The 19,408-nt window shown below is 60.2% G+C and carries 17 protein-coding genes; all 17 read left to right on the top strand.

Going from position 1 to position 19,408, the window contains the following annotated elements; all coding sequences use genetic code 11:
- Positions 1-46: 46 nt before the first annotated feature.
- The 17 genes from C3Y91_RS05675 to mmsB all read left to right on the top strand — a co-directional run bounded on the left by C3Y91_RS05675 (position 47) and on the right by mmsB (position 19,407).
- On the top strand, positions 47-1,387 hold the full coding sequence (locus C3Y91_RS05675) for a polysaccharide biosynthesis/export family protein (protein ID WP_032491765.1): 1,341 nt from the start codon (positions 47-49) through the stop codon (positions 1,385-1,387).
- 116 nt (positions 1,388-1,503) lie between these two features.
- Complete coding sequence (locus tag C3Y91_RS05670) at positions 1,504-2,277, top strand: glycosyltransferase (RefSeq protein WP_168575150.1); 774 nt, start codon at positions 1,504-1,506, stop codon at positions 2,275-2,277.
- A gap of 25 nt (positions 2,278-2,302) precedes the next feature.
- Positions 2,303-3,463 carry a glycosyltransferase family 4 protein gene (locus C3Y91_RS05665; RefSeq protein WP_130726363.1) on the top strand — a complete coding sequence of 387 codons (1,161 nt, stop codon included), beginning with the start codon at positions 2,303-2,305 and terminating at the stop codon, positions 3,461-3,463.
- Positions 3,450-5,546, top strand: coding sequence for a putative glycosyltransferase family protein (locus tag C3Y91_RS05660; RefSeq protein ID WP_168575132.1), 2,097 nt, complete (start codon positions 3,450-3,452; stop codon positions 5,544-5,546). Before C3Y91_RS05665 ends, C3Y91_RS05660 begins: the two co-directional genes overlap by 14 nt.
- Positions 5,543-6,430: a DUF6492 family protein gene (locus tag C3Y91_RS05655; protein WP_168575131.1), complete on the top strand. Its 888-nt coding sequence runs from the start codon at positions 5,543-5,545 to the stop codon at positions 6,428-6,430. Before C3Y91_RS05660 ends, C3Y91_RS05655 begins: the two co-directional genes overlap by 4 nt.
- On the top strand, positions 6,427-7,257 hold the full coding sequence (locus tag C3Y91_RS05650) for a hypothetical protein (protein WP_168575130.1): 831 nt from the start codon (positions 6,427-6,429) through the stop codon (positions 7,255-7,257). The genes C3Y91_RS05655 and C3Y91_RS05650 overlap by 4 nt, the downstream gene beginning before the upstream one ends.
- A complete protein-coding gene (locus tag C3Y91_RS05645) occupies positions 7,250-8,251 on the top strand; it encodes a glycosyltransferase family 2 protein (protein ID WP_168575129.1) in 1,002 nt (333 codons plus the stop codon). The genes C3Y91_RS05650 and C3Y91_RS05645 overlap by 8 nt, the downstream gene beginning before the upstream one ends.
- A gap of 2 nt (positions 8,252-8,253) precedes the next feature.
- Positions 8,254-9,633, top strand: coding sequence for a polysaccharide biosynthesis protein (locus tag C3Y91_RS05640; RefSeq protein ID WP_168575128.1), 1,380 nt, complete (start codon positions 8,254-8,256; stop codon positions 9,631-9,633).
- 16 nt (positions 9,634-9,649) lie between these two features.
- The gene (locus tag C3Y91_RS05635; RefSeq protein WP_168575127.1) at positions 9,650-10,834 is read left to right on the top strand and encodes a glycoside hydrolase 5 family protein; all 1,185 of its coding nucleotides are present in this window, start codon (positions 9,650-9,652) and stop codon (positions 10,832-10,834) included.
- A 465-nt stretch (positions 10,835-11,299) separates the two neighbouring features.
- On the top strand, positions 11,300-11,803 hold the full coding sequence (locus C3Y91_RS05630; RefSeq protein WP_020397476.1) for a hypothetical protein: 504 nt from the start codon (positions 11,300-11,302) through the stop codon (positions 11,801-11,803).
- A 473-nt stretch (positions 11,804-12,276) separates the two neighbouring features.
- Positions 12,277-13,482, top strand: coding sequence for an ABC transporter substrate-binding protein (locus tag C3Y91_RS05625; RefSeq protein WP_130666301.1), 1,206 nt, complete (start codon positions 12,277-12,279; stop codon positions 13,480-13,482).
- 5 nt (positions 13,483-13,487) lie between these two features.
- The gene (locus C3Y91_RS05620; RefSeq protein ID WP_130764212.1) at positions 13,488-14,270 is read left to right on the top strand and encodes an ABC transporter ATP-binding protein; all 783 of its coding nucleotides are present in this window, start codon (positions 13,488-13,490) and stop codon (positions 14,268-14,270) included.
- Complete coding sequence (locus tag C3Y91_RS05615) at positions 14,270-14,971, top strand: ABC transporter ATP-binding protein (protein ID WP_020397477.1); 702 nt, start codon at positions 14,270-14,272, stop codon at positions 14,969-14,971. The genes C3Y91_RS05620 and C3Y91_RS05615 overlap by 1 nt, the downstream gene beginning before the upstream one ends.
- A gap of 4 nt (positions 14,972-14,975) precedes the next feature.
- Positions 14,976-15,863, top strand: coding sequence for a branched-chain amino acid ABC transporter permease (locus C3Y91_RS05610; RefSeq protein ID WP_003547797.1), 888 nt, complete (start codon positions 14,976-14,978; stop codon positions 15,861-15,863).
- A gap of 1 nt (position 15,864) precedes the next feature.
- Positions 15,865-16,854 carry a branched-chain amino acid ABC transporter permease gene (locus tag C3Y91_RS05605; RefSeq protein WP_024320006.1) on the top strand — a complete coding sequence of 330 codons (990 nt, stop codon included), beginning with the start codon at positions 15,865-15,867 and terminating at the stop codon, positions 16,852-16,854.
- 66 nt (positions 16,855-16,920) lie between these two features.
- Entirely contained in the window at positions 16,921-18,516 is a 1,596-nt protein-coding gene (locus tag C3Y91_RS05600; protein ID WP_168575126.1) for a GMC family oxidoreductase, read from the top strand.
- A gap of 9 nt (positions 18,517-18,525) precedes the next feature.
- Positions 18,526-19,407 (top strand): 3-hydroxyisobutyrate dehydrogenase, encoded by an 882-nt coding sequence (gene mmsB, locus C3Y91_RS05595; RefSeq protein WP_130699176.1) that lies wholly within the window; start codon positions 18,526-18,528, stop codon positions 19,405-19,407.
- The last annotated feature ends 1 nt before the right edge of the window (position 19,408 follow it).

The following is a 19,408-nucleotide window of genomic DNA, read 5'->3' as shown; positions in this document are numbered from 1 at the left end:
AGAGATCCGAGGCGATTAGTACCTTTTCAAGCCGGAAATTTGAAACATGAAGCTTTCGCAAATAATATCTCCAGCTATGTCTGAATATAGGCTGAGAAGTGGTTCTCGCCTGAATCAAACAATACTGTGCGTGGTATTTGCGGCAATTGTTCCATTGACGCCGGCGGCAGAAGAGTTACCTGCGCCCACGGAACCGGTCTCGGTTGTGACATCTGGTGAGACTTTGGCCCGGCAGCCGCAATTGTTGCGTGATGTTCTTCGCTCAGGCGATAAATTGAATCTCGCATTTTACGAAAGCCTGGCCTCCGTAGAAGATCGCTGGACGGGCTCACAGGGAACGGTTCCCTGGAACTTTTACCAGCGGCCCGAGCTCACTGGAGAATACGTCGTTGAAGCGGACGGAACGATTTCGGTTCCGCTATTGGGACGCTTCCCGGTTCGGGGGCTTCCTCCCGCGGATGTGGAGGCGATAATTCTGCCGTCGTACGAAAGTTTGGTCGGCAGAAAGGGGTTCGTGAATATCGTCAAGATTGAGCACCAGCCTATTTATATTACCGGCCCGGTTCGTAATCCTGGCTCGTTTCGATATGTTGATGGCATGACTGTTCTGCATGCCGTTGCGCAAGCGGGTGGCATGGCGGCGAAGACTATTGAGCCATGGCAGAGTGTGGAAATTACTCGCCAGATCGAGCGGTTGAAAGTTGGGCTGGCCGATCTGAAGCGGCTTGCGTCGCGAACCGAGGTGCTCAGGGCGAAGCGCGATTCCGTACAAATTGCCAGCATTGGCACACCTGTTCTCGGTCCCGATCCCGATGCTCAACGGTTGCTGGATGATGAGACATGGCAGCGCCAGTTGGTAACGACGAGCAAGGATGCGCAGAGCAGTGCTTATGTAAAATCTGTTGCCGATGCTCAGACCGATCTCGATCTGCGTCAGGCACGCGTCGGCAATTATGATGCCACCATTCGGGTCCGTCAGGATCGGCTGGCAAGTATCGAGAATTTGGCCAAAAATAAACTTGTCACCAGCATTGAGTTGACCCGGGCGCAAAGCGAACTGACCGAGTCGGAAGATCGAAAGCAGCAAGCCGTCATCGATGTCGAGAGCGCAAAGCAACGGCTGGCGGCAGCAAAACAAGACGTTGAGCGCGATCGTATCGAACGCAAGATCGAGATCGAAAAGTCGGCAGCGGATGCTGAAAGAGGCCTATCCACGGCGTTGCAGACGACCGAGAGCGATCTTGAAATTTTCCAGTCCATGGTGTCGTCGAACGATAGCGCCGATGTTGAATTCGAAATCGTTCGGCCTGGACCGAATGGTGTCATCGTCGAACCTGCGACCGAAGAAACGGTCTTGCAGCCTGGCGATCTGATCAAAGTACATTGAGGCTTAACCAGATACTCTTCCCGAGTGGGAGAGTTTAGTCCTCCTCTCGGCCAAAGAGCTCAGGGGCATCGTCGATTTGCGATTTGTCACGCGGTCCAAAACGCCATGGAGAGCTTATGTCTACAATCGAAGCTTTAGAATCCTCGCATTCCTCAATGCCGGTCCAAGGTCCGATGTTCAATTTGCCAAGGACCTCACTCGTCATTCCAACCTTGAACGAAGCGGAAAACATTAAGCTGCTTTTGCCCCGCATACCGACATGGGTGCATGAAATCATCATCGTCGATGGGCGATCGACAGACGGAACGCCGGATATAGCGCGAAGCATGCGCGAGGATGTCAAGATCGTACTTCAGCCCAAGAAGGGCAAAGGTATCGCCTTGCGGACGGGCTTCGAAGCCGCATCTGGTGATATGATCGTGATGCTTGATGCCGACGGATCGATGGATCCTTACGAAATCATCTTGTTCGTCGCGGCTCTTGTTGCAGGTGCGGATTTCGTCAAGGGTTCGCGCTTTATGCAGGGTGGCGGCACCAGCGACATGACGGTCATCCGCCGTTTCGGCAATCTGGGTCTGACCCTGCTGGTCCGGATGCTCTATGGCAGTTCTTTCAGCGACCTGTGCTACGGCTATATGGGCTTTTGGAAACGGCATGTTCCCTTGCTGCGTGCCGATTGCGACGGCTTCGAAATCGAGACGCTGATCAATTTGCGGGCCCTGAAGAACAAGCTCAAAATCATGGAAGTCGCGAGCTTTGAATCGGAGCGCGTCTTCGGCGTCAGCAATCTACGTGCGCTTCCGGATGGCTGGCGCGTGCTGAAGACGATCTTCCGAGAACGCGTCAGTACACCGACCGGCGTCCAAGTCCTCGAGCAGAGCATTTCCTGAGGTCTGGATTAATTGGCGAGGCCGCATGATGCGCATCTTGATGCTCAGCGCGAGATACCTGCCTTTTGCCGGAGGGACGGAAACCCATGTAAGCGAGGTCGCAACCCGGCTCGTGCGCAAGGGGCATACGGTGACGGTATTGACGGGCAATCCCGACGGCCTTCTTCCGGCAGTGGAAACCCGAGACGGCGTGCAGATTGTCAGGCTGAAGACGTTTCCCCGCGGGCGGGATTGGTGCTTCGCCCCCGGCGTCTTCAGGGCGGTCGCCGAAGGCGATTGGGACCTGATGCATGTTCAGGGCTACCACACCTTCCTGGCACCGCTGGGAATGGCCGCCGCATCGCGTAAGGGGCTTCCTTTCGTGGTCACCTTTCACAGCGGTGGCCATTCGTCACGATTTCGGTCCTCGGTCCGGCGCTTCCAACATAGAATGCTTGCGCCTCTGGCTGCCAGGGCAGCGCAACTCATTGGCGTGTCGCGATTCGAAGCGGATCTATTCAGCCAGAATATGGCAATCGCGAGAGACCGGTTCATCGTTATCCCCAATGGCGCGCGCCTGCCGGAAACGTCCGGGCGGCGACCGGCTTCACCTCGCGACAGGCCGCTGATTGTCTCGCTCGGTAGGCTGGAGCGTTATAAAGGTCATCATCGGGCGCTTGCTGCATTTAATGTGCTAGCAACAAAATTCCCCGATATGCGCCTTCGGATCCTGGGAGAAGGGCCCTATGAGGCGAAGCTGCGCCAGCAGGTGGCCGAACTCGGGCTCGGCAACCGTGTCGAGATCGGGGTAATTCCGCCGACCGACCGGTCCGCAATGGCCGATCTTTTGTCTTCGGCCGCTCTTGTCGTGCTCCTCAGCGATTATGAAGCTCATCCCGTGGCGGTTATGGAGGCGCTTTCGGTCAAGGCTCCCGTACTGACCACCGACACATCCGGCTTTCGGGAGCTGGCTGAGGAGGGCCTCGTGCGATCCATTCCGCTCAACGCTTCGCCAGACTTCACCGCGCGTGAAATGCTCGCCGCCATGGACGCGGGGCCGATCTCAATTGAGACGAGATTGCCGGACTGGGACGATTGCACGGACCGGCTGCTGATGGTGTACAGGCGCGTACTTTCGCATCCGCAGCCTGAACTGCGAACCGGTCCAGCACTGCTTGGAGATTTGAAGCACGATGACCGTTGTTAAGGGGCGGACTTGTCCAGATGAGCAGAAGGCCTACCAGGACGGAGCTTATCGTCATGGCTATGCAGGAAGCGTTGCCATTCCACGTGTCGATCTGTGGATCGCCGCGTTTCTGGGCCTGCGCAGGCAAGACAGCGCGGTCGGAGGTGTTGCCGATCCTTCGTCGCTGGGGATGTCGCCGGTCTTTGCCTTCCTGTGCAGCTGCGCCCTTGTTGTGGCCGCTCTTGCTGCAAATGCCAGTCGGCTGGGAGAGGGCTGGGCGGTTCCGACGTTTTATTGCGCAATCGCTGTGATCTTTCTCCCCGCGGCGGCGCGAATCATCCATCCGCGCGCCAGCCGCCTGGAGCGCCTGGCGCTCATAGTGATCGTGACCTCAGCCCTCTTCGTGGTGCGCGTCATCCGCGCGCCCGTCGCCTTCATAGACCATGACGAATTCCTGCACTGGGCGACGGTGAACGACATTCTGGAGGCGGGGCGACTGTTCCTGCCCAATCCCCTTTTGCCGGTCAGCCCCCTCTATCCTGGGCTAGAGCTCATAACGTCCGCCTTGGTCAACCTGTCTGGACTGTCCGTCTTCGCGGCAGGCCTCATCGTGTTGGCGACGGCACGGTTGATGCTGATGCTTGCGCTATTCCTGCTCTTTGAGAAGATCACGGATTCTGCACGGATCGCCTCCATCGCCTGCCTGATTTACATGGGCTCGTCCACGTTTTTGCTGTTCGACGTCCACTACTCCTATGAAAGCCTGGCGATCCCCATGCTTGCGGCGGTGCTGTTGGCTTCGGAAAGCCGACGCATGGAGCCAGGCGACGCGGCAGGCTGGCCGACCGTCGTCGCCACCGTGGTCCTGATCCTGGCGCTCGCGGCTACTCATCATCTCACCTCCTATTTTTGCACGGCCCTTTTGTGCGGCACGGCGGCGATGGAATGCCTGAGACAGGGCGCGTCCGCCATGCAGAAGCGGCGGGCGATCCTGCTGGCCTCGATCGCCGTGATTGCTCCGGTCGCCTGGTCGAGGATCGTCGGAAACCCCACCGGCAGCTACATCCTTCCCGTCCTGGAGGGCGGCATACACGAGGTAGCGCAACTCGTATCGAGTTCGACCTCGACGCGTAAGCTTTTCGTGTCGGACACGGGAGCCTTGGCGCCTGCCTGGCAACGTTACCTGACGATGGCCGGCGTCGCGCTGATCTGCCTGGGACTTCTCACCGGCTTTCTCCGCTCGCTCGTTTTCAACGGGCAGCATCGGAATGCGAGCATCCTCTGGCCGCCGACCAGATGGCGCCTATGGCGGTCAAGCCTTCTCCAGATCCTCGTTTTGGTGACGCTGGCCTATCCCGTCAGTATCATCTTCCGCCTGACGCGCAGTGGGTGGGAGATTGGCAACCGCATCGGCTCGCTATCCTTCCTCGGCGTTGCAATTGTCGTCGCAGTGGCCGTCGCGGCGTTCTGGCACGGCACGTCGCGTGGCTGGCTGCGCGCAACGGCGCTTGCCGCTGCCGCAACGACGGTGCTGATTGCTGGCGTCATCAGCTCCGAGGGACCACGTATCCTGGTTCCCGCCGGCTATGAAGTGTCGGCCGACTCCTCGTCGATAGAACCGATGGGGATCAGCGCCGCAAGCTGGACCAGGGAATGGCTGGGCGGCCAGCATTTCGCAGCCGACCGGATCAATCGCCTGCTCCTGTCCACCTATGGCCGGCAAAAGGTCTCGACCACGCTTGAGAGTGGGCAGGATACAAGCATGGCCATCACCGCAGCCGATCTCGGCCCGATGGAACGCAAGCTGCTGATCGGCTCGGGCGTCGGTTTCGTCATGGTCGACCTGCGCTTGACCACCGGCCTGCCCGGCGTCGGCGTCTATTTCGACGGCGGCGCGCAGGACCGAAACCACACGGTCCCCCTCCAGTCATCGTCGCTGCTCAAGTTCAATTCCGAGCCCGATGTCGACCGCACCTTCGACAACGGCTTCATGGTCATTTTCGACGTCGGGCGGCTCGGGAAAGCACGGCAGCCCGCCGTCCCTGGTAAGCGGGCCGGAGAGCCGGTGCAATCCTTGGAACGAACAGACGGAGATTTGCAATGATCGATAGCCGTATCGACGCTTTCATGTGCGTCCATTCGCGGGACATCGAATATTTGCTCGAAGCGTCCCTTCGCTCCTACCAGCAGCATTTCCCCGACAAGGGAAACCTGACCATGGTCACCGACAACCCGGCCGCTTTAAGAGCCTTCCTCGACGCGAAGGGTCTCGTGCCTGGCGCCGTCGTCACCGGCGACAACGACTGGCTTTCGGCCAGCGAACTGGAACTTCCCGGCTGGTTTCGGCAGCAGATCATCAAGCTGCGCGCCTTCGAATTCTGCCGGACCGAGCATTTCTGTAATCTCGGTGCGGATACACTGCTGCTGCGGCCCATCGCGACGACCGATCTCATCGACCAGCGCGAGCCGGTTCTCTATTATTCCAGCCACAGGCTTCCCGATCTGCACTACCGTTTCGAGAAGAAACGGTTGCGCAATGTTGCAAAGATCCTCGGCGTCGAGCCGGCCCGGTCTTTTCGCTACGTCGATTTCATCAACGATTTCTTCTGCTTCAAGCGCGAATGGCTCATCGCGCTGAATGACTACATCGCGTCGAAATACGGCTCAAAACCCTACGTCGAGCTGCTCAAGGGTCTGAGCGCGTCAAAAGACCAGACACGGTTCGGGGAATGGACGCTCTATTCCGTTTTTCTGCTTGATGTGATGCACCAGTCGCCGACGATGCGCGATGCGCGCGGGGCCTATCTGACCCAGATCCATAGCCGCCTCGGCCTCACTCTGAGCCGGCTGGACAGCAAGATCGTTCATCTCGTCCAGAAATCCTTCGACCCGAACGTGATCCGCCAGAAGCTCATGAAGGTGAACCCGGGCGCCGCTCAGATCATCGGTGCAACGGCATGGGCGGATGCAGGAGCTCGTCCCCGATGATGGCCCGCCGTGTCTTTCTGGGAATCCTTCCGCTGTGGGTTCTTGCCGCTGCCTTGGCCGTAACGTGGCTGCCCGAAACCTTTTCGACGTGGGAGAAGGCGGTCCGCCTGGCGCTCTGCGCGCCGCTGATACTGTATCTCCCGGGTCGCATGCTGGTGGATACCCTGCGCATAGAGGGCGATATGGTCACGCGGGGGACGCTCTCGGTGTTCCTGAGCTTCGCGGCCTGCATTTTTTGTGGGCTTCTGCTGCATGTCGTCGGGCATCTCGATGCGCGAGGCTGGGTATACGCGCTGGGCCTGACGACTTTCGCCGTTCGGTGGCTGAATGTCGTTTTGCAGCTCGCAAGGCCGGTTCCGGCCATTCCCTGGGCTTGGCCCGGCCGCCGTTTTTTGACCTTCGCAGCTTCCATGATCTTGGCGACGAGTTCCGTCCTCGTGGCGCGCCCGGTCGCGCTCGAACGCAAGCCGTTTCATTTCACCGAGCTTTGGATGGTGCCAAAATGGAACTGGACGAACAATGTGGTAACGGTCGGCGTGCGCAATTCGGAAGACGTCAAGACAGTTTACAGTCTTGACCTTGTTCTGGGCGGCACGCTGATTGGAAAGATGCCAACCTTCGAACTGGCGCCTTCCTCCAGCCAAACTTTCGAATTCTCCGTACCGACAAGAACGCGCCCTCCCGCACGGCTGGAAGCCTGGCTCTTCAAGGGCGGCGACAGGGGAACGATCTACCGCAAAGTCTGGATGACCATCGACCCGCTCCAGTCCCCGGCATCCACCGGAATAAGCCTGCAATTCGCTGATCCGGAGATGAAAAATGGATAATTTCCAGCACCCCGTGCCCGGCAAGCTCACGACGGCAATCGTCATCTGCTGCTATTCCGACAAGCGCTGGGACATCCTCAACAAAGCAATCGAGGCGGCAGCGCGCCAAGTCCCGGCCGCGGACGAGATCGTCGTCATCGTCGATCACAATCCGGCGCTCGCGCTGCGTCTGCGCGCCAAGCGCTTCGAAACCCCGCTCAGGATCGTCGAGAATATTCATCCGCCCGGTCTCTCCGGTGCCCGCAACACGGGGATTTCTGTCAGCCGCGGCGAGGTCATCCTGTTTCTCGACGACGACGCCGTGTCGGATCAAGATTTGCTGGCGACCTTGGTGCGGCAACTGGAGGATCCCTCGGTTCTGGGCGCCGTGTCCGCGATCCGCCCGTTGTGGGAAACAGACCGTCCGTCCTGGTTTCCCGACGAATTCCTGTGGACCCTCGGCTGCACCTATCGCGGCCTTCATCCCGGGCCGGTGCGCAATCTTATCGGCGCGTCGATGTGCGTCCGCCGCTCCGTCTTCGATCATACGGGCGGCTTCGATTCCGGCTTGGGTCGAACAGCCAAGGCTTTGCCGCTCGGATGCGAGGAAACCGAACTCTGCATCCGTGCAACCAAGGCCTTGCCGCATGGCCGTTTCGTCTTCGAGCCGTCGAGCGGCAGCGATCACGCCATACCCGCCGTTCGCGCGACGTGGAAATATTTCCTTCACCGATGCTGGGCCGAAGGGCTTTCAAAGGCCAGCCTATCGTTGATGGCAGGCTCCAGCGAGGCGCTGGCGTCGGAAAAGACCTATATGACGAGGACGTTGCCCCAAGGGGTTATGCGGGGATTCGCGGATGTGTTGCTTGGCCAGCCGAGCGGCCTTCTGCGGGTCGTGGCGCTGGGCGCCGGCCTGGCGGCCACCGCAGCCGGCTTCGCTCTCGGGCGGACCCGCGCTGCCCTTAAGCGACCCTTCACCTCCGTTCCTGCTCGCGCTCTCGAACCGGTGGAATAGGCATGATGACCGTCAGCGCCGCCATTGCCAAGGTCCGCAGTCTCCTGATGAATCAGGCGGTTTTGCTGCTCAATGCAGGCATGCTGGGCCTTGGAACGTTGATGACGGCCATTCTCGGCTTCGTCTACTGGTGGTTTGCTGCGCGATCCTTCTCGGCCGAAGCTGTCGGGCTCGCCGCCGCCGCCATATCATTGATGAATCTCCTCGCGAATCTCGGTGAAGTCGGTCTCGGGCCCTTCCTGATGGGCGAGATAGGCCGTCAGAAGAGAGCAGGCCCTTTTCTGACGGGCGCCCTCCTGGCCTCGTTCAGCGCCTCCATCGTCGTCGGGCTGATCTATCTTGTTATCGCAGCCCGTACATCGACGCAGCTTGGCTCGATCGTCGGTTCCTCCGCGAGCGATCTCTTCTTCGTCGCTGGTTGCGCTCTGACGGCCGTGACCCTCGTGCTCGACCAAGCCCTGGTTGGCCTTTTGCGCAGCGGCCTTCAACTGACCCGGAATGTCGTCTTTGCCGCCAGCAAGCTTCTTTTGCTGATCGCTCTCGGCCTGACACTTGGCCGGGCGACCAGCGGACTGGCGATCTTCACCACCTGGTTTGCCGGGCAGCTTGTCTCGCTGGTCGTCGTGGCCGGGCTTCTTGTTTATGCGGGCAGGCGCGTTTTCCACCGGCCGGAGACCCACGCCTTCCGACCGGTGCTCGGACAGGTTTTTGGCCATCATGCGCTCAGCATGGCTGTTCAGGCGCCAGCGCTGCTGCTGCCCGTCGTCGTCACCGTGATGCTGTCGGCTGAGATCAACGCCGCCTTCTATGCCGCCTGGACGGTGCTGAACGTCGCGCTTCTCGTCCCTGCGTCACTCGCCTCGGTGTTGTTTGCCATCGCTGTGCGGGAGCCGGAGCTATTTTCCGCGCGCCTGCGCCTGTCGCTCGGCTTGTCGATGCTCGTCTGCGCGGCGACCGCCTTGGCGTTCCTCTTCCTGTCGCGCTTCATGCTCTGGATATTCAATCCGGCCTATGCTGCGATTGCAGGAAATGGCCTCCAGTTTCTGGGCGTTGCCGCTTTCGGAATGGCGTTGAAGTATCATTATCTGGCGGTTCAACGTGTCCGACGGCGCCTGGGTTTTGCCACCCTCGTTCTGATCGGCGGTGCGGTGCTGGAGATCGCGGCCGCCGCCGGTGGTGCGCAATTCGGGATGGCGGGCACAGCCAACTTCTGGGTCATTGCTGTTTCGCTGGAAGGCCTGCTTCTGTGCCCGGCATTGTATTGGGCCACACGGCACACTGCGACGCCGTCCACCACCGCGCCACCAGCGGCTGCCGGTGTCTCGACATGCGGCAATTCCCTCGACGAGACAGACCAAATCGGAATTGCGTCACGGGCTTGAAAGGGAGTTTCTTCGCATGAGACGTATTCACCGTTTTAGGAATTTCGCTGTCGGCGCTGTGGCGCTGGCGCTTTGTTGGTCTGCTCAACTCGGATCTGCGGACGCCCAGTCATCTTCGCAGCAATCTTTCGTCACGACGAAAGAGGGGAGCTTCCTGCTCGACGGCAAGCCATTTCGCGTGGCCGGCGTAAACAACCATTATCTGACATTTGGCTCTTCAGCCGAGGTCACCCGCGTGTTGGACGACGCCACGGCAATGGGTGCCAATGTGGTGCGCACCTTCCTGCAACCGGTTATAGGGTCGCTTGACGGCCAGGTGCCGACGATCTGGAATTCAAAAAGCACGGCCGATTCCAGCAATCTGGGAACCAAGGGCATCTACATGATGAGTTGGGATCCGATAACCAACAAGATGGTTCCCAACGACGGACCTGACGGCCTGCAAAAGGTCGATTTCCTCATCGCGGAAGCGGCGAAGCGCAAGCTTAAGCTGATCCTCGCATTCGTCGATTTCTGGGCCTACACGGGCGGTGCCCAGCAGATGAATGCCTGGTACGGGAGTTCGGACAAATACACCTTTTTTGCCGCTGATCCGCGAACCCGACGCGATTACAAGGAATGGGTTCGGCATGTTCTGTCGCGCGTCAACACGATTACTGGTGTGCGCTATTCCGATGACCCCACCATATTTGCCTGGGATCTGGCCAACGAACCTGACATCCATCCCAAACCGCTCCTTCATGACTGGGTGTCGGAAATGTCAGCCTATGTCAAATCCCTGGCACCGAAACAGCTCGTAACGACCGGCCACGGGAATATGGATCAGAAGCTGTCGGATATGGACATTCCGAGCGTCGATTTCGGCACGTGGCATGGCTACCCATCCTACGCCAAAATGAGCCATTCCGATTTCGATGCCCGCATTCGCGAATACTGCGCGATCGGACGAGATGTCGGGAAACCCGTAATCCTGGAGGAATTTGGAGTTCCGCGATCCGATGCCGATCAGGCAAATGCCTATGGAACTTGGCTGAACACGATCGCCACGTCGGATTGCGGAGGCTGGGTGGTCTGGCGGCTCGTCAGCACACAGGACTCGGGCCTCTATCCCCAGGACGACTACGACAAATTCGACATCCATAATGATGGAAGCCCCGCTTGGCAGGCTCTGCGCGACGCCGCCCTCAAGCTACAAAATTAGGGCCGACCGAGCCATTCCGCCGACCAGCACTCGTCGTCTCGGGCGTGGACCGGGGTACAGCACGGGGTGTTGTCATTCGAATTGCTGGCCGCCAACAACATGTAGCATGTTGCTCAAGACGAAAATATGCGTGAACGACGAGCGGAAGCGCCTGCGAACCGGGATGGTTACGCGTTCTTTCCCCCAGGGGCATTGTCTGCAACATCGTCGCATACTAACTGACGACTGAGAGCGGTCTCAACACGTCAGAGTATTGATCTAAATGCCTCCATATTTTCCTGCGATCTAAACTGGGTCTCCAGCTTCGCCAAACATTCGCGGTATATCCAGGATATCGGGGACAAACCGGAGATTTTCGCAGGTCGGCATTTGGTAATATGAATAATGCGGACGGCTCGCTCCCAGATGCGATATTGTAAATTGAATGATCATCGGGCTACCCGATTCAAAACAGGGATTGCGGCAGTGAACTCTTCACGCTTTCTTCAATCAATCGCTGAAGCCGAATCCGATGATACGCGGTTGAATTTCGCCCGCGCCGCGATTTTTCAGCTGTATAGTGCTTGCCTGCCAACCGGTTCTGCGCCGGCTCAGTTTTCCGTCCAACTCTCTCTATCTGAAGGAGAAGCGGTCACGCTTGTCGTGCGGCCGTTCGTCAATAAAATCGAAGCACTTGGCGGCCTTGTGAAATCCCTGTTTTCGACAAAGGCGGAGACCGTACTGCGAGTCCTGCCATGCAGGGTGGAGGATAAGATTGGATCCGGCATTGGATTGATACTTTTCGTCGACGATGAGCCGATGATTACCATCGGATCTCTTGCAGATGATAGCGGACTGTTTCTTCGCCAAATCGAGTCCGCATCCAGGAATACTTCCGGGGCCCCGACAATCGGTACTGTGGTAGGCAAACGACTTGCCAGCGTGGTTCCTCTTCCGACTGGATCTCTCGATCTGCGTAAGCCGAAATAATTGTCGCTTGCACCCTCGCTTGTGTGGTGCAGATCAGCTCTGCCGCAAATCGCACGCTCGATCGCCTTCCGGCGGTTGATCTGACCTTCGCCTGGTCGTTGCGTCGCTTGGCTTGACGCCATTGCGAGCGGGGTCTCGCGCAGAACGCGAGCAAAACGCTCGACGACGGGAAGACCCGATCTCATGCGATTGGTCTTTTGTCTAATGCTGTCAGGCCTGCCGAAGCTTCGAAACTGCCCTAGTTATAACGGTAAATGCTTACCATTTCGCGCTTTTTAGGAGCGCCGACTAGAATTGTCTAATTCACCCTCTGTTCAAAAATGCACAGATGCTGTTTGGAATTAGTTGTAAATCACCCGTTGCCTCAGGGCGGGATTTCCGTGATCGTAGGGTGAGGGTCCGCCGTTCTGAGGAGTGCGGCTGGCCAAATTTGAACAGATCCGCAATCTGGCCAATCTCTGGGAGGAGATCATATGCGAAAGAATCTCATTGCATCAGTTGCATTTCTGCTTGCAAGCAGCACAGCGGTGCTCGCGCAGAGCGCGACCGACGGCAAGGTCAAGATCGGCATCCTGAACGACCAGTCGGGTGTCTATGCCGATTTCGGCGGCAAGTCTTCCGTCGAAGCCGCCAAGATGGCGGTCGAGGATTTCGGCGGCAAGGTGCTCGGCGTTCCGGTCGAGATCGTCGATGCCGACCACCAGAATAAGGCGGATATCGCCTCCAACATCGCCCGCCAATGGTATGACACCGAGCAGGTGGATGCGATCATGGAGCTGACGACCTCGTCGGTGGCGCTTGCCGTGCAAGCGATCGCCAAGGAGAAGAAGAAGATCGACATCGTCACCGGTGCGGCGACGACGGATCTGACCGGCAAGGCCTGCTCGCCTTACGGCTTCCACTGGGCCTATGACACGCATGCATTGGCCGTCGGCACCGGCGGCGCGCTCGTCAAGCAGGGCGGCGACAGCTGGTTCTTCCTGACCGCAGACTATGCCTTCGGCTATTCGCTGGAGCAGCAGACCAGCGATTATGTCAAGGCGAGCGGCGGCACGGTCGTCGGCGCCGTGCGCCATCCGCTGTCGACCCAGGACTTCTCGTCCTTCCTGCTGCAGGCGCAATCATCCGGCGCCAAGGTGATCGGCCTTGCCAATGCCGGCCTCGACACCTCGAACGCCATCAAGCAGGCGGCCGAATTCGGCATCACCCAGGGCGGCCAGCATCTGGCGGCGCTGCTCTTCACATTGGCCGAAGTCCACGGACTCGGCCTCGAGGCGGCACAGGGATTGACGCTGACGGAAGGCTATTACTGGAACCGCGACGACGAAAGCCGCGCCTTCGCCAAGAAGTTCTTTGCCCGCACCGGCAAGATGCCGAACATGATCCATACCGGCACCTATTCGGCGGTGACGCAATATCTGAAAGCGGTGCAGAAGGCCGGCACCGACGAGACGGAAGCCGTCGCCAAGCAGCTGCATGAAATGCCGGTCGACGACGTCTTCGGCCGCGGCGGTACGGTCGGCGCCAATGGCCGCATGATCCACGACATGTACCTGCTGCAGGTCAAGAAGCCTGCCGAAAGCAAGGAGCCGTGGGATTACTTCAACGTGCTCGCCACCATTCCCGGCAAGGAAGCCTATATCGATCCCGCCAAGAGCGGTTGCGATCTGGTGAAGTAAGCACGATGGCGGTTTCCGCAATTGAAACTCAGGAAAAGCCGCGGGTGGTGTTGTCCGCCCGCGGCCTGCGCCGCGATTTCGGCGGCTTCACGGCCGTCAAGAACGTTGATCTCGACGTGCATGATGCAAGCGTGCATGCGCTGATCGGCCCGAACGGCGCCGGCAAGACGACGGTCTTCAACCTGCTGACCAAGTTCCTGCAGCCGACCTCAGGCACGATCACGCTGATGGGCACCGATATTACCAAGACACCGCCTGACAGAGTGGCGCGCATGGGGCTTGTGCGCTCTTTCCAGATCTCCGCGGTCTTTCCGCACCTGACCGTTCTCGACAATGTGCGCGTGGCGCTGCAACGGCCGAACAGTCTTTCCACACAGTTCTGGCGGCCGCTTTCGGCACTCGATCGGCTGAACGAGCGCGCCGAGCAACTGCTCGCCAGTGTCGGGCTTTCCAAGGAGCGCGATCACATCGCCGCCGATCTTTCCTACGGCCGCAAGCGCGTGCTGGAGATCGCCACCACGCTGGCATTGGATCCGAAGGTGCTGCTACTCGACGAGCCGATGGCCGGCATGGGGCAGGAGGATGTCGGCGTCGTCTCCTCGATCATCCGCGAGGTCGCCCGCGATCGGGCAGTGCTGATGGTCGAGCACAATCTGTCCGTCGTCGCCAATATCTGCCAGCATGTCACCGTATTGCAGCGCGGCGAGATCCTCGCCGAGGGCGATTATGCCACCGTCAGCCAGGACGAGCGCGTGCGTGTGGCCTATATGGGCACGGAGGAGCATTGATGGCCGCTCTCCTCGAAGTCCAGGGGCTCAATGCCTGGTACGGCGAAAGCCACATATTGCATGGCGTCGACATGCGTGTGGCCGAAGGCGAGACGATCACCATTCTCGGCCGCAACGGCGTCGGCAAGACGACGACGCTGCGCACCATCACCGGCATCGTGCGAACCCGCAAGGGCAAGATCAGCTTTGCCGGCAGCGATATGATGCAGGTGCCGCTGCACAAGACGGCGCGTCGAGGCATCGGCTTCGTGCCGGAGGAGCGCGGCATCTTCTCGACGCTTACCGTTTCGGAAAACCTGCTGCTGCCGCCTGTCGTAGCCGAAGGCGGCATGACGCTCGACGAAATCTACGAGCTCTTCCCCAATCTCTACGAGCGCCGCGGCAGCCCGGGCACCAAACTGTCAGGCGGCGAACAGCAGATGCTGGCGATCGCCCGAATCCTGCGCACCGGCGTCAGGCTGCTCATTCTCGACGAACCGACGGAAGGGCTTGCCCCCGTGATCGTCCAGCGCATCGGCGAGGTGCTGAAGACGCTGAAGGAGCGCGGCATGACGATCCTGCTCGTCGAGCAGAATTTCCGTTTCGCCAGTCGTATTGCCGATCGCTTCTATCTGATGGATCATGGGCAGATGGTGGCGGAATTCCCGGTTGGTGAGCTGCCGCAGCGCATGGACACGCTGCACAAGGTTCTGGGAGTGTGACCAGATGACGATGATCTTCGGCATTCCCCTGCAGGCGCTGTTCGGCCAGCTGCTGATCGGTCTGATCAATGGCTCGTTCTACGCGCTGCTCAGCCTCGGCCTCGCCATCATCTTCGGCCTGCTTAGGGTGATCAACTTCGCCCATGGCGCGCAATATATGCTCGGCGCCTTCGTCGCCTACCTGCTGCTGACCTATGCCGGCATCGGCTACTGGCCATCACTGATCCTGGCGCCCGTTATCGTCGGCCTCGCCGGCGCTATCATCGAGCGGCTGTTCCTGCGCCGGCTCTATGATCTCGATCCGCTTTACGGCCTGCTCTTCACCTTCGGGCTGGCGCTCGCGGTCGAGGGCACCTTCCGCTACCTCTACGGCTCCTCCGGCCAGCCCTATGCGACGCCGGCAGCGCTCGCCGGCGGAGCCAATCTCGGCTTCATGTTCCTGCCGATCTATCGCGGCTGGGTGGTCGTCGTCTCGCTGGTCGTCTGCCTCGGCACCTGGCTGCTGATCGAAAAGACCAAGCTCGGCGCCTATCTCCGCGCCGCCACGGAAAACGCCGTGCTGGTTCAGGTCTTCGGCGTCAACGTGCCCGTGCTCCTGACGCTCACCTATGCGCTGGGCGCCGGTCTCGCCGCCTTTGCCGGCGTGCTGGCGGCGCCGATCTACCAGGTCTCGCCGCTGATGGGATCGAACATGATCATCGTCGTCTTCGCCGTGGTCGTCGTCGGCGGCATGGGATCGATCATGGGCGCGATCATCACCGGTTATGTGCTCGGCATCGCCGAGGGCCTGACCAAGGTCTTCTATCCCGAGGCTTCCAACATCGTGATCTTCGTCATCATGGCGATCGTGCTTCTCATCAGGCCCGCGGGCCTCTTTGGACGGGATGCCTGACATGGCTGACATCACCGACGCCATCGGAACGGAAAAAAACCGCACCGCCCTTTCGGTGCAGGCGGGCTTCCTGCTCGCGGGGCTGCTGCTTCTGCTGCTGGCGCCGTTTTTCTTCTATCCGATCTTCCTGATGAAGCTGCTCTGCTTCGCGCTCTTTGCCTGCGCCTTCAACCTGCTGCTCGGCTATACCGGCCTGCTTTCCTTCGGCCATGCCACCTTCTTCGGCGGGGCGGCCTATTTCACTGCCTATACGGTGAAGGCATGGGGCCTGCCGCCGGAACTCGGCATTCTGATCGGGGTGGTGGGTGCGGCGTTTCTCGGCCTGGTCATGGGCTTCTTCGCCATCCGCCGCCAGGGCATCTATTTCGCGATGATCACGCTGGCGCTGTCGCAGATGTTCTTCTTCTTCTGCCTGCAGGCGAAGTTCACCGAAGGCGAGGATGGCATCCAGTCCGTGCCGCGCGGCCATCTCTTCGGCTTCATCGATCTGAACAGCTCTACCAACATGTATTATTTCGTGCTTGCCGTGTTCATCATCGGCGTGCTGATCATCTGGCGCTTCATCAATTCGCCCTTCGGCATGATCCTGAAATCGATCCGCGAAAACGAGCAGCGGGCAATCTCGCTCGGTTATTCCGTGGCGCGTTACAAGCTTGGCGCCTTCGTCATGTCGGCAGCCCTTGCCGGGCTTGCGGGCGCGGTGAAATCGATCGTTTTCCAGTTTGCAACGCTGACCGACGTCGCCTGGCAGATGTCGGGCGAGGTGATCCTGATGACGCTGCTTGGCGGCATCGGCACGCTGATCGGTCCGCTCTTCGGCGCCGGGCTGGTGGTGGCGCTGGAAAACTACCTCGCCACGTCGGAATTCCCGGTGACGATCATCACCGGCATCGTCTTCATGGTCTGCGTGCTGATCTTCCGCCGCGGCATCATCGGCGAATTCTACGCCTCTCGGCTGGGGCGGAAACTGGGCTTCGTCTATCGCCGCTGAACGGGCGGACCTCTCCCCGTGCTGCGGGGAGGGGGAAGCGGCAAGCATCTGGAGTCTCGTCGGGGCATGGATCGTTACGACTACATCATCATCGGGGCAGGCAGCGCCGGCTGCGTGCTCGCCAACCGGCTGTCGGCCGATGGCAGGAGCCGGGTGCTGCTGCTCGAAGCCGGCGGCAGCGATAATTATCACTGGATCCACATTCCGGTCGGTTATCTCTATTGCATCAACAATCCGCGCACCGACTGGTGCTTCACCACGGCGCCGGAAGCGGGGCTGAACGGCCGGGCGCTGAGCTATCCGCGCGGCAAGGTGCTCGGTGGCTCCTCGTCGATCAACGGCATGATCTACATGCGCGGCCAGGCACGCGATTACGATCTCTGGCGGCAGATGGGCTGCACCGGCTGGGGCTGGGATGATGTTCTGCCCTTCTTCCGCCAGTCCGAGGATTTTTATCGCGGCGAAGACGAGATGCATGGTGCCGGCGGCGAATGGCGCATCGAGAAGGCGCGCGTGCGCTGGGCCGTGCTCGATGCCTTCCAACAGGCGGCCAAGGAAGCCGGCATTCCGGAGACCGCGGATTTCAACCGCGGCAGCAACGAGGGTTCCGGCTATTTCGACGTCAATCAGCGTTCCGGCATCCGCTGGAACACTTCGAAGGCCTTCCTGCGCCCGGCGATGAAACGCTCCAACCTGACTGTGCTGATCAAGGCACAGGTCCGGCGGCTGCTGGTGGAAGAGGGCGCCGTTGCCGGCGTCGAGTTCCAGCACGGCGGCGTGGCGAAACGCGCCTATGCCGCGAAAGAAACCGTCCTTTCGGCCGGTTCGATCGGTTCGCCGCATATCCTCGAACTGTCAGGCATCGGCAGGGGCGAGGTTCTCAGCCAAGCGGGCGTCGATGTCGTCACCGAGGTGAAGGGTGTCGGCGAGAACCTGCAGGACCATCTGCAACTGCGTCTGGCCTATAAGGTGACAGGCGTTCCGACACTGAACGAGAAGGCGACCAAGCTGATCGGCAAGGCGGCGATCGGGCTCGAATATCTCGTCCGCCGCTCCGGGCCGATGGCGATGGCGCCGAGCCAGCTCGGCATCTTCACCCGATCAGGCCCGGACCGCGAAACGCCGGACCTGCAATATCACGTGCAGCCGGTGTCGCTGGAGAAGTTCGGCGATCCCGTCCATCCTTTCCCGGCGATCACGGCGAGCGTCTGCAATCTGAGGCCGGAAAGCCGGGGTTCGGTGCACCTGTCAAGCCCGGATTTTGCTGCCCAGCCGACGATCAGCCCGAAATACCTCTCGACGCAGCGCGATCGTGACATAGCTGTCCGTTCAATACGGTTGACGCGCAAGATCGTCGCGCAGCCTTCATTTGCCCGTTTCAGGCCGGAGGAATTCAAGCCGGGGCCTGCCTATCAGACGGAGGCCGATCTGGAACGGGCGGCGGGCGACATCGGCACGACGATCTTCCATCCTGTCGGCACCTGTCGCATGGGCGTCGACAGGGACAGCGTCGTCGATCCGAGGCTGAGATTCCGGGCGCTCGGCAAGCTCAGGATCGCCGACGCCTCGGTGATGCCGTCGATCACCTCGGGCAATACCAATTCGCCGACGATCATGATCGCCGAAAAGGCGGCAGCGATGATCCTCGAAGACAATCGATAGGAGAAGAGCATGGCAAGGATCGCATTCATCGGGCTTGGCAACATGGGCGGGCCGATGGCCGCCAATCTGGTCAAATCAGGCCACGAGGTCTTGGGCTTCGACCTCGCGGCTTCGGTACTGAAGGCGGCCGAAGAGAGCGGCGTCAAACCGGCAAGCCATGCCAGCCAGGCGGTCAAGGACGCGGAGATCATCATCACCATGCTGCCGCAGGGCAGACACGTGCTGACAGCCTGGACCGATATCCTGCAGACCGCGGCACAGGGCACGCTGGTCATCGATTGCTCGACCATCGATGTCGAAAGCAGCCGCAAGGCGCATGAAATGGCCAAGGCCTCAAGCTGCCTGTCGCTCGATGCCCCCGTCTCCGGCGGCACGGGCGGAGCGACCGCGGGCACGCTGACCTTCATGGCCGGTGGCTCGGAAGACGCCTTCGCCAGGGCAAAACCGATCCTCGAGGCGATGGGAAAGAAGATCGTCCATTGCGGCGAGGCCGGCGCCGGCCAGGCAGCAAAGATCTGCAACAACATGATCCTCGGCATTTCGATGGTGGGCGTCTGCGAGGCCTTCGTGCTCGCCGAAAAGCTTGGTCTCTCGCATCAGGCGCTGTTCGACGTCGCCTCGACCTCGTCTGGCCAGTGCTGGTCGATCAATACCTATTGCCCGGTGCCCGGACCGGTCCCGACCTCGCCTGCGAATAATGACTACAGACCGGGTTTTGCCGCAGCCTTGATGCTGAAGGATCTCAGGCTTTCGCAGGAGGCGGCGCTGGCGAGCGGCGCCTCCACCCCGCTCGGCGCGGAAGCAGCACAGCTTTATGCGCTTTTCGAAAAACAGGGCAATGGCGGAAGGGATTTTTCCGCCATCATCGAGATGTTCCGCGAGAAGGCGTGAG

The sequence above is a fragment of the Rhizobium ruizarguesonis genome (assembly GCF_012349115.1).
Taxonomy (GTDB): Bacteria; Pseudomonadota; Alphaproteobacteria; order Rhizobiales; family Rhizobiaceae; genus Rhizobium; species Rhizobium ruizarguesonis.
Note: the sequence above shows the minus strand (reverse complement) of the source record. Positions and strands in the feature narration are given on the sequence as shown.

Excerpts from the sequence above, each read along its gene's own strand:
- C3Y91_RS05640 (WP_168575128.1), top strand. The coding sequence starts at position 8,254 with ATGATGACCGTCAGCGCCGCCATTGCCAAGGTCCGCAGTCTCCTGATG.
- C3Y91_RS05650 (WP_168575130.1), top strand. The coding sequence starts at position 6,427 with ATGATGGCCCGCCGTGTCTTTCTGGGAATCCTTCCGCTGTGGGTTCTT.
- C3Y91_RS05610 (WP_003547797.1), top strand. The coding sequence starts at position 14,976 with ATGACGATGATCTTCGGCATTCCCCTGCAGGCGCTGTTCGGCCAGCTG.
- C3Y91_RS05675 (WP_032491765.1), top strand. The coding sequence starts at position 47 with ATGAAGCTTTCGCAAATAATATCTCCAGCTATGTCTGAATATAGGCTG.
- C3Y91_RS05605 (WP_024320006.1), top strand. The coding sequence starts at position 15,865 with ATGGCTGACATCACCGACGCCATCGGAACGGAAAAAAACCGCACCGCC.
- C3Y91_RS05645 (WP_168575129.1), top strand. The coding sequence starts at position 7,250 with ATGGATAATTTCCAGCACCCCGTGCCCGGCAAGCTCACGACGGCAATC.
- mmsB (WP_130699176.1), top strand. The coding sequence starts at position 18,526 with ATGGCAAGGATCGCATTCATCGGGCTTGGCAACATGGGCGGGCCGATG.
- C3Y91_RS05660 (WP_168575132.1), top strand. The coding sequence starts at position 3,450 with ATGACCGTTGTTAAGGGGCGGACTTGTCCAGATGAGCAGAAGGCCTAC.
- C3Y91_RS05655 (WP_168575131.1), top strand. The coding sequence starts at position 5,543 with ATGATCGATAGCCGTATCGACGCTTTCATGTGCGTCCATTCGCGGGAC.
- C3Y91_RS05625 (WP_130666301.1), top strand. The coding sequence starts at position 12,277 with ATGCGAAAGAATCTCATTGCATCAGTTGCATTTCTGCTTGCAAGCAGC.
- C3Y91_RS05635 (WP_168575127.1), top strand. The coding sequence starts at position 9,650 with ATGAGACGTATTCACCGTTTTAGGAATTTCGCTGTCGGCGCTGTGGCG.
- C3Y91_RS05615 (WP_020397477.1), top strand. The coding sequence starts at position 14,270 with ATGGCCGCTCTCCTCGAAGTCCAGGGGCTCAATGCCTGGTACGGCGAA.
- C3Y91_RS05600 (WP_168575126.1), top strand. The coding sequence starts at position 16,921 with ATGGATCGTTACGACTACATCATCATCGGGGCAGGCAGCGCCGGCTGC.
- C3Y91_RS05670 (WP_168575150.1), top strand. The coding sequence starts at position 1,504 with ATGTCTACAATCGAAGCTTTAGAATCCTCGCATTCCTCAATGCCGGTC.
- C3Y91_RS05665 (WP_130726363.1), top strand. The coding sequence starts at position 2,303 with ATGATGCGCATCTTGATGCTCAGCGCGAGATACCTGCCTTTTGCCGGA.
- C3Y91_RS05620 (WP_130764212.1), top strand. The coding sequence starts at position 13,488 with ATGGCGGTTTCCGCAATTGAAACTCAGGAAAAGCCGCGGGTGGTGTTG.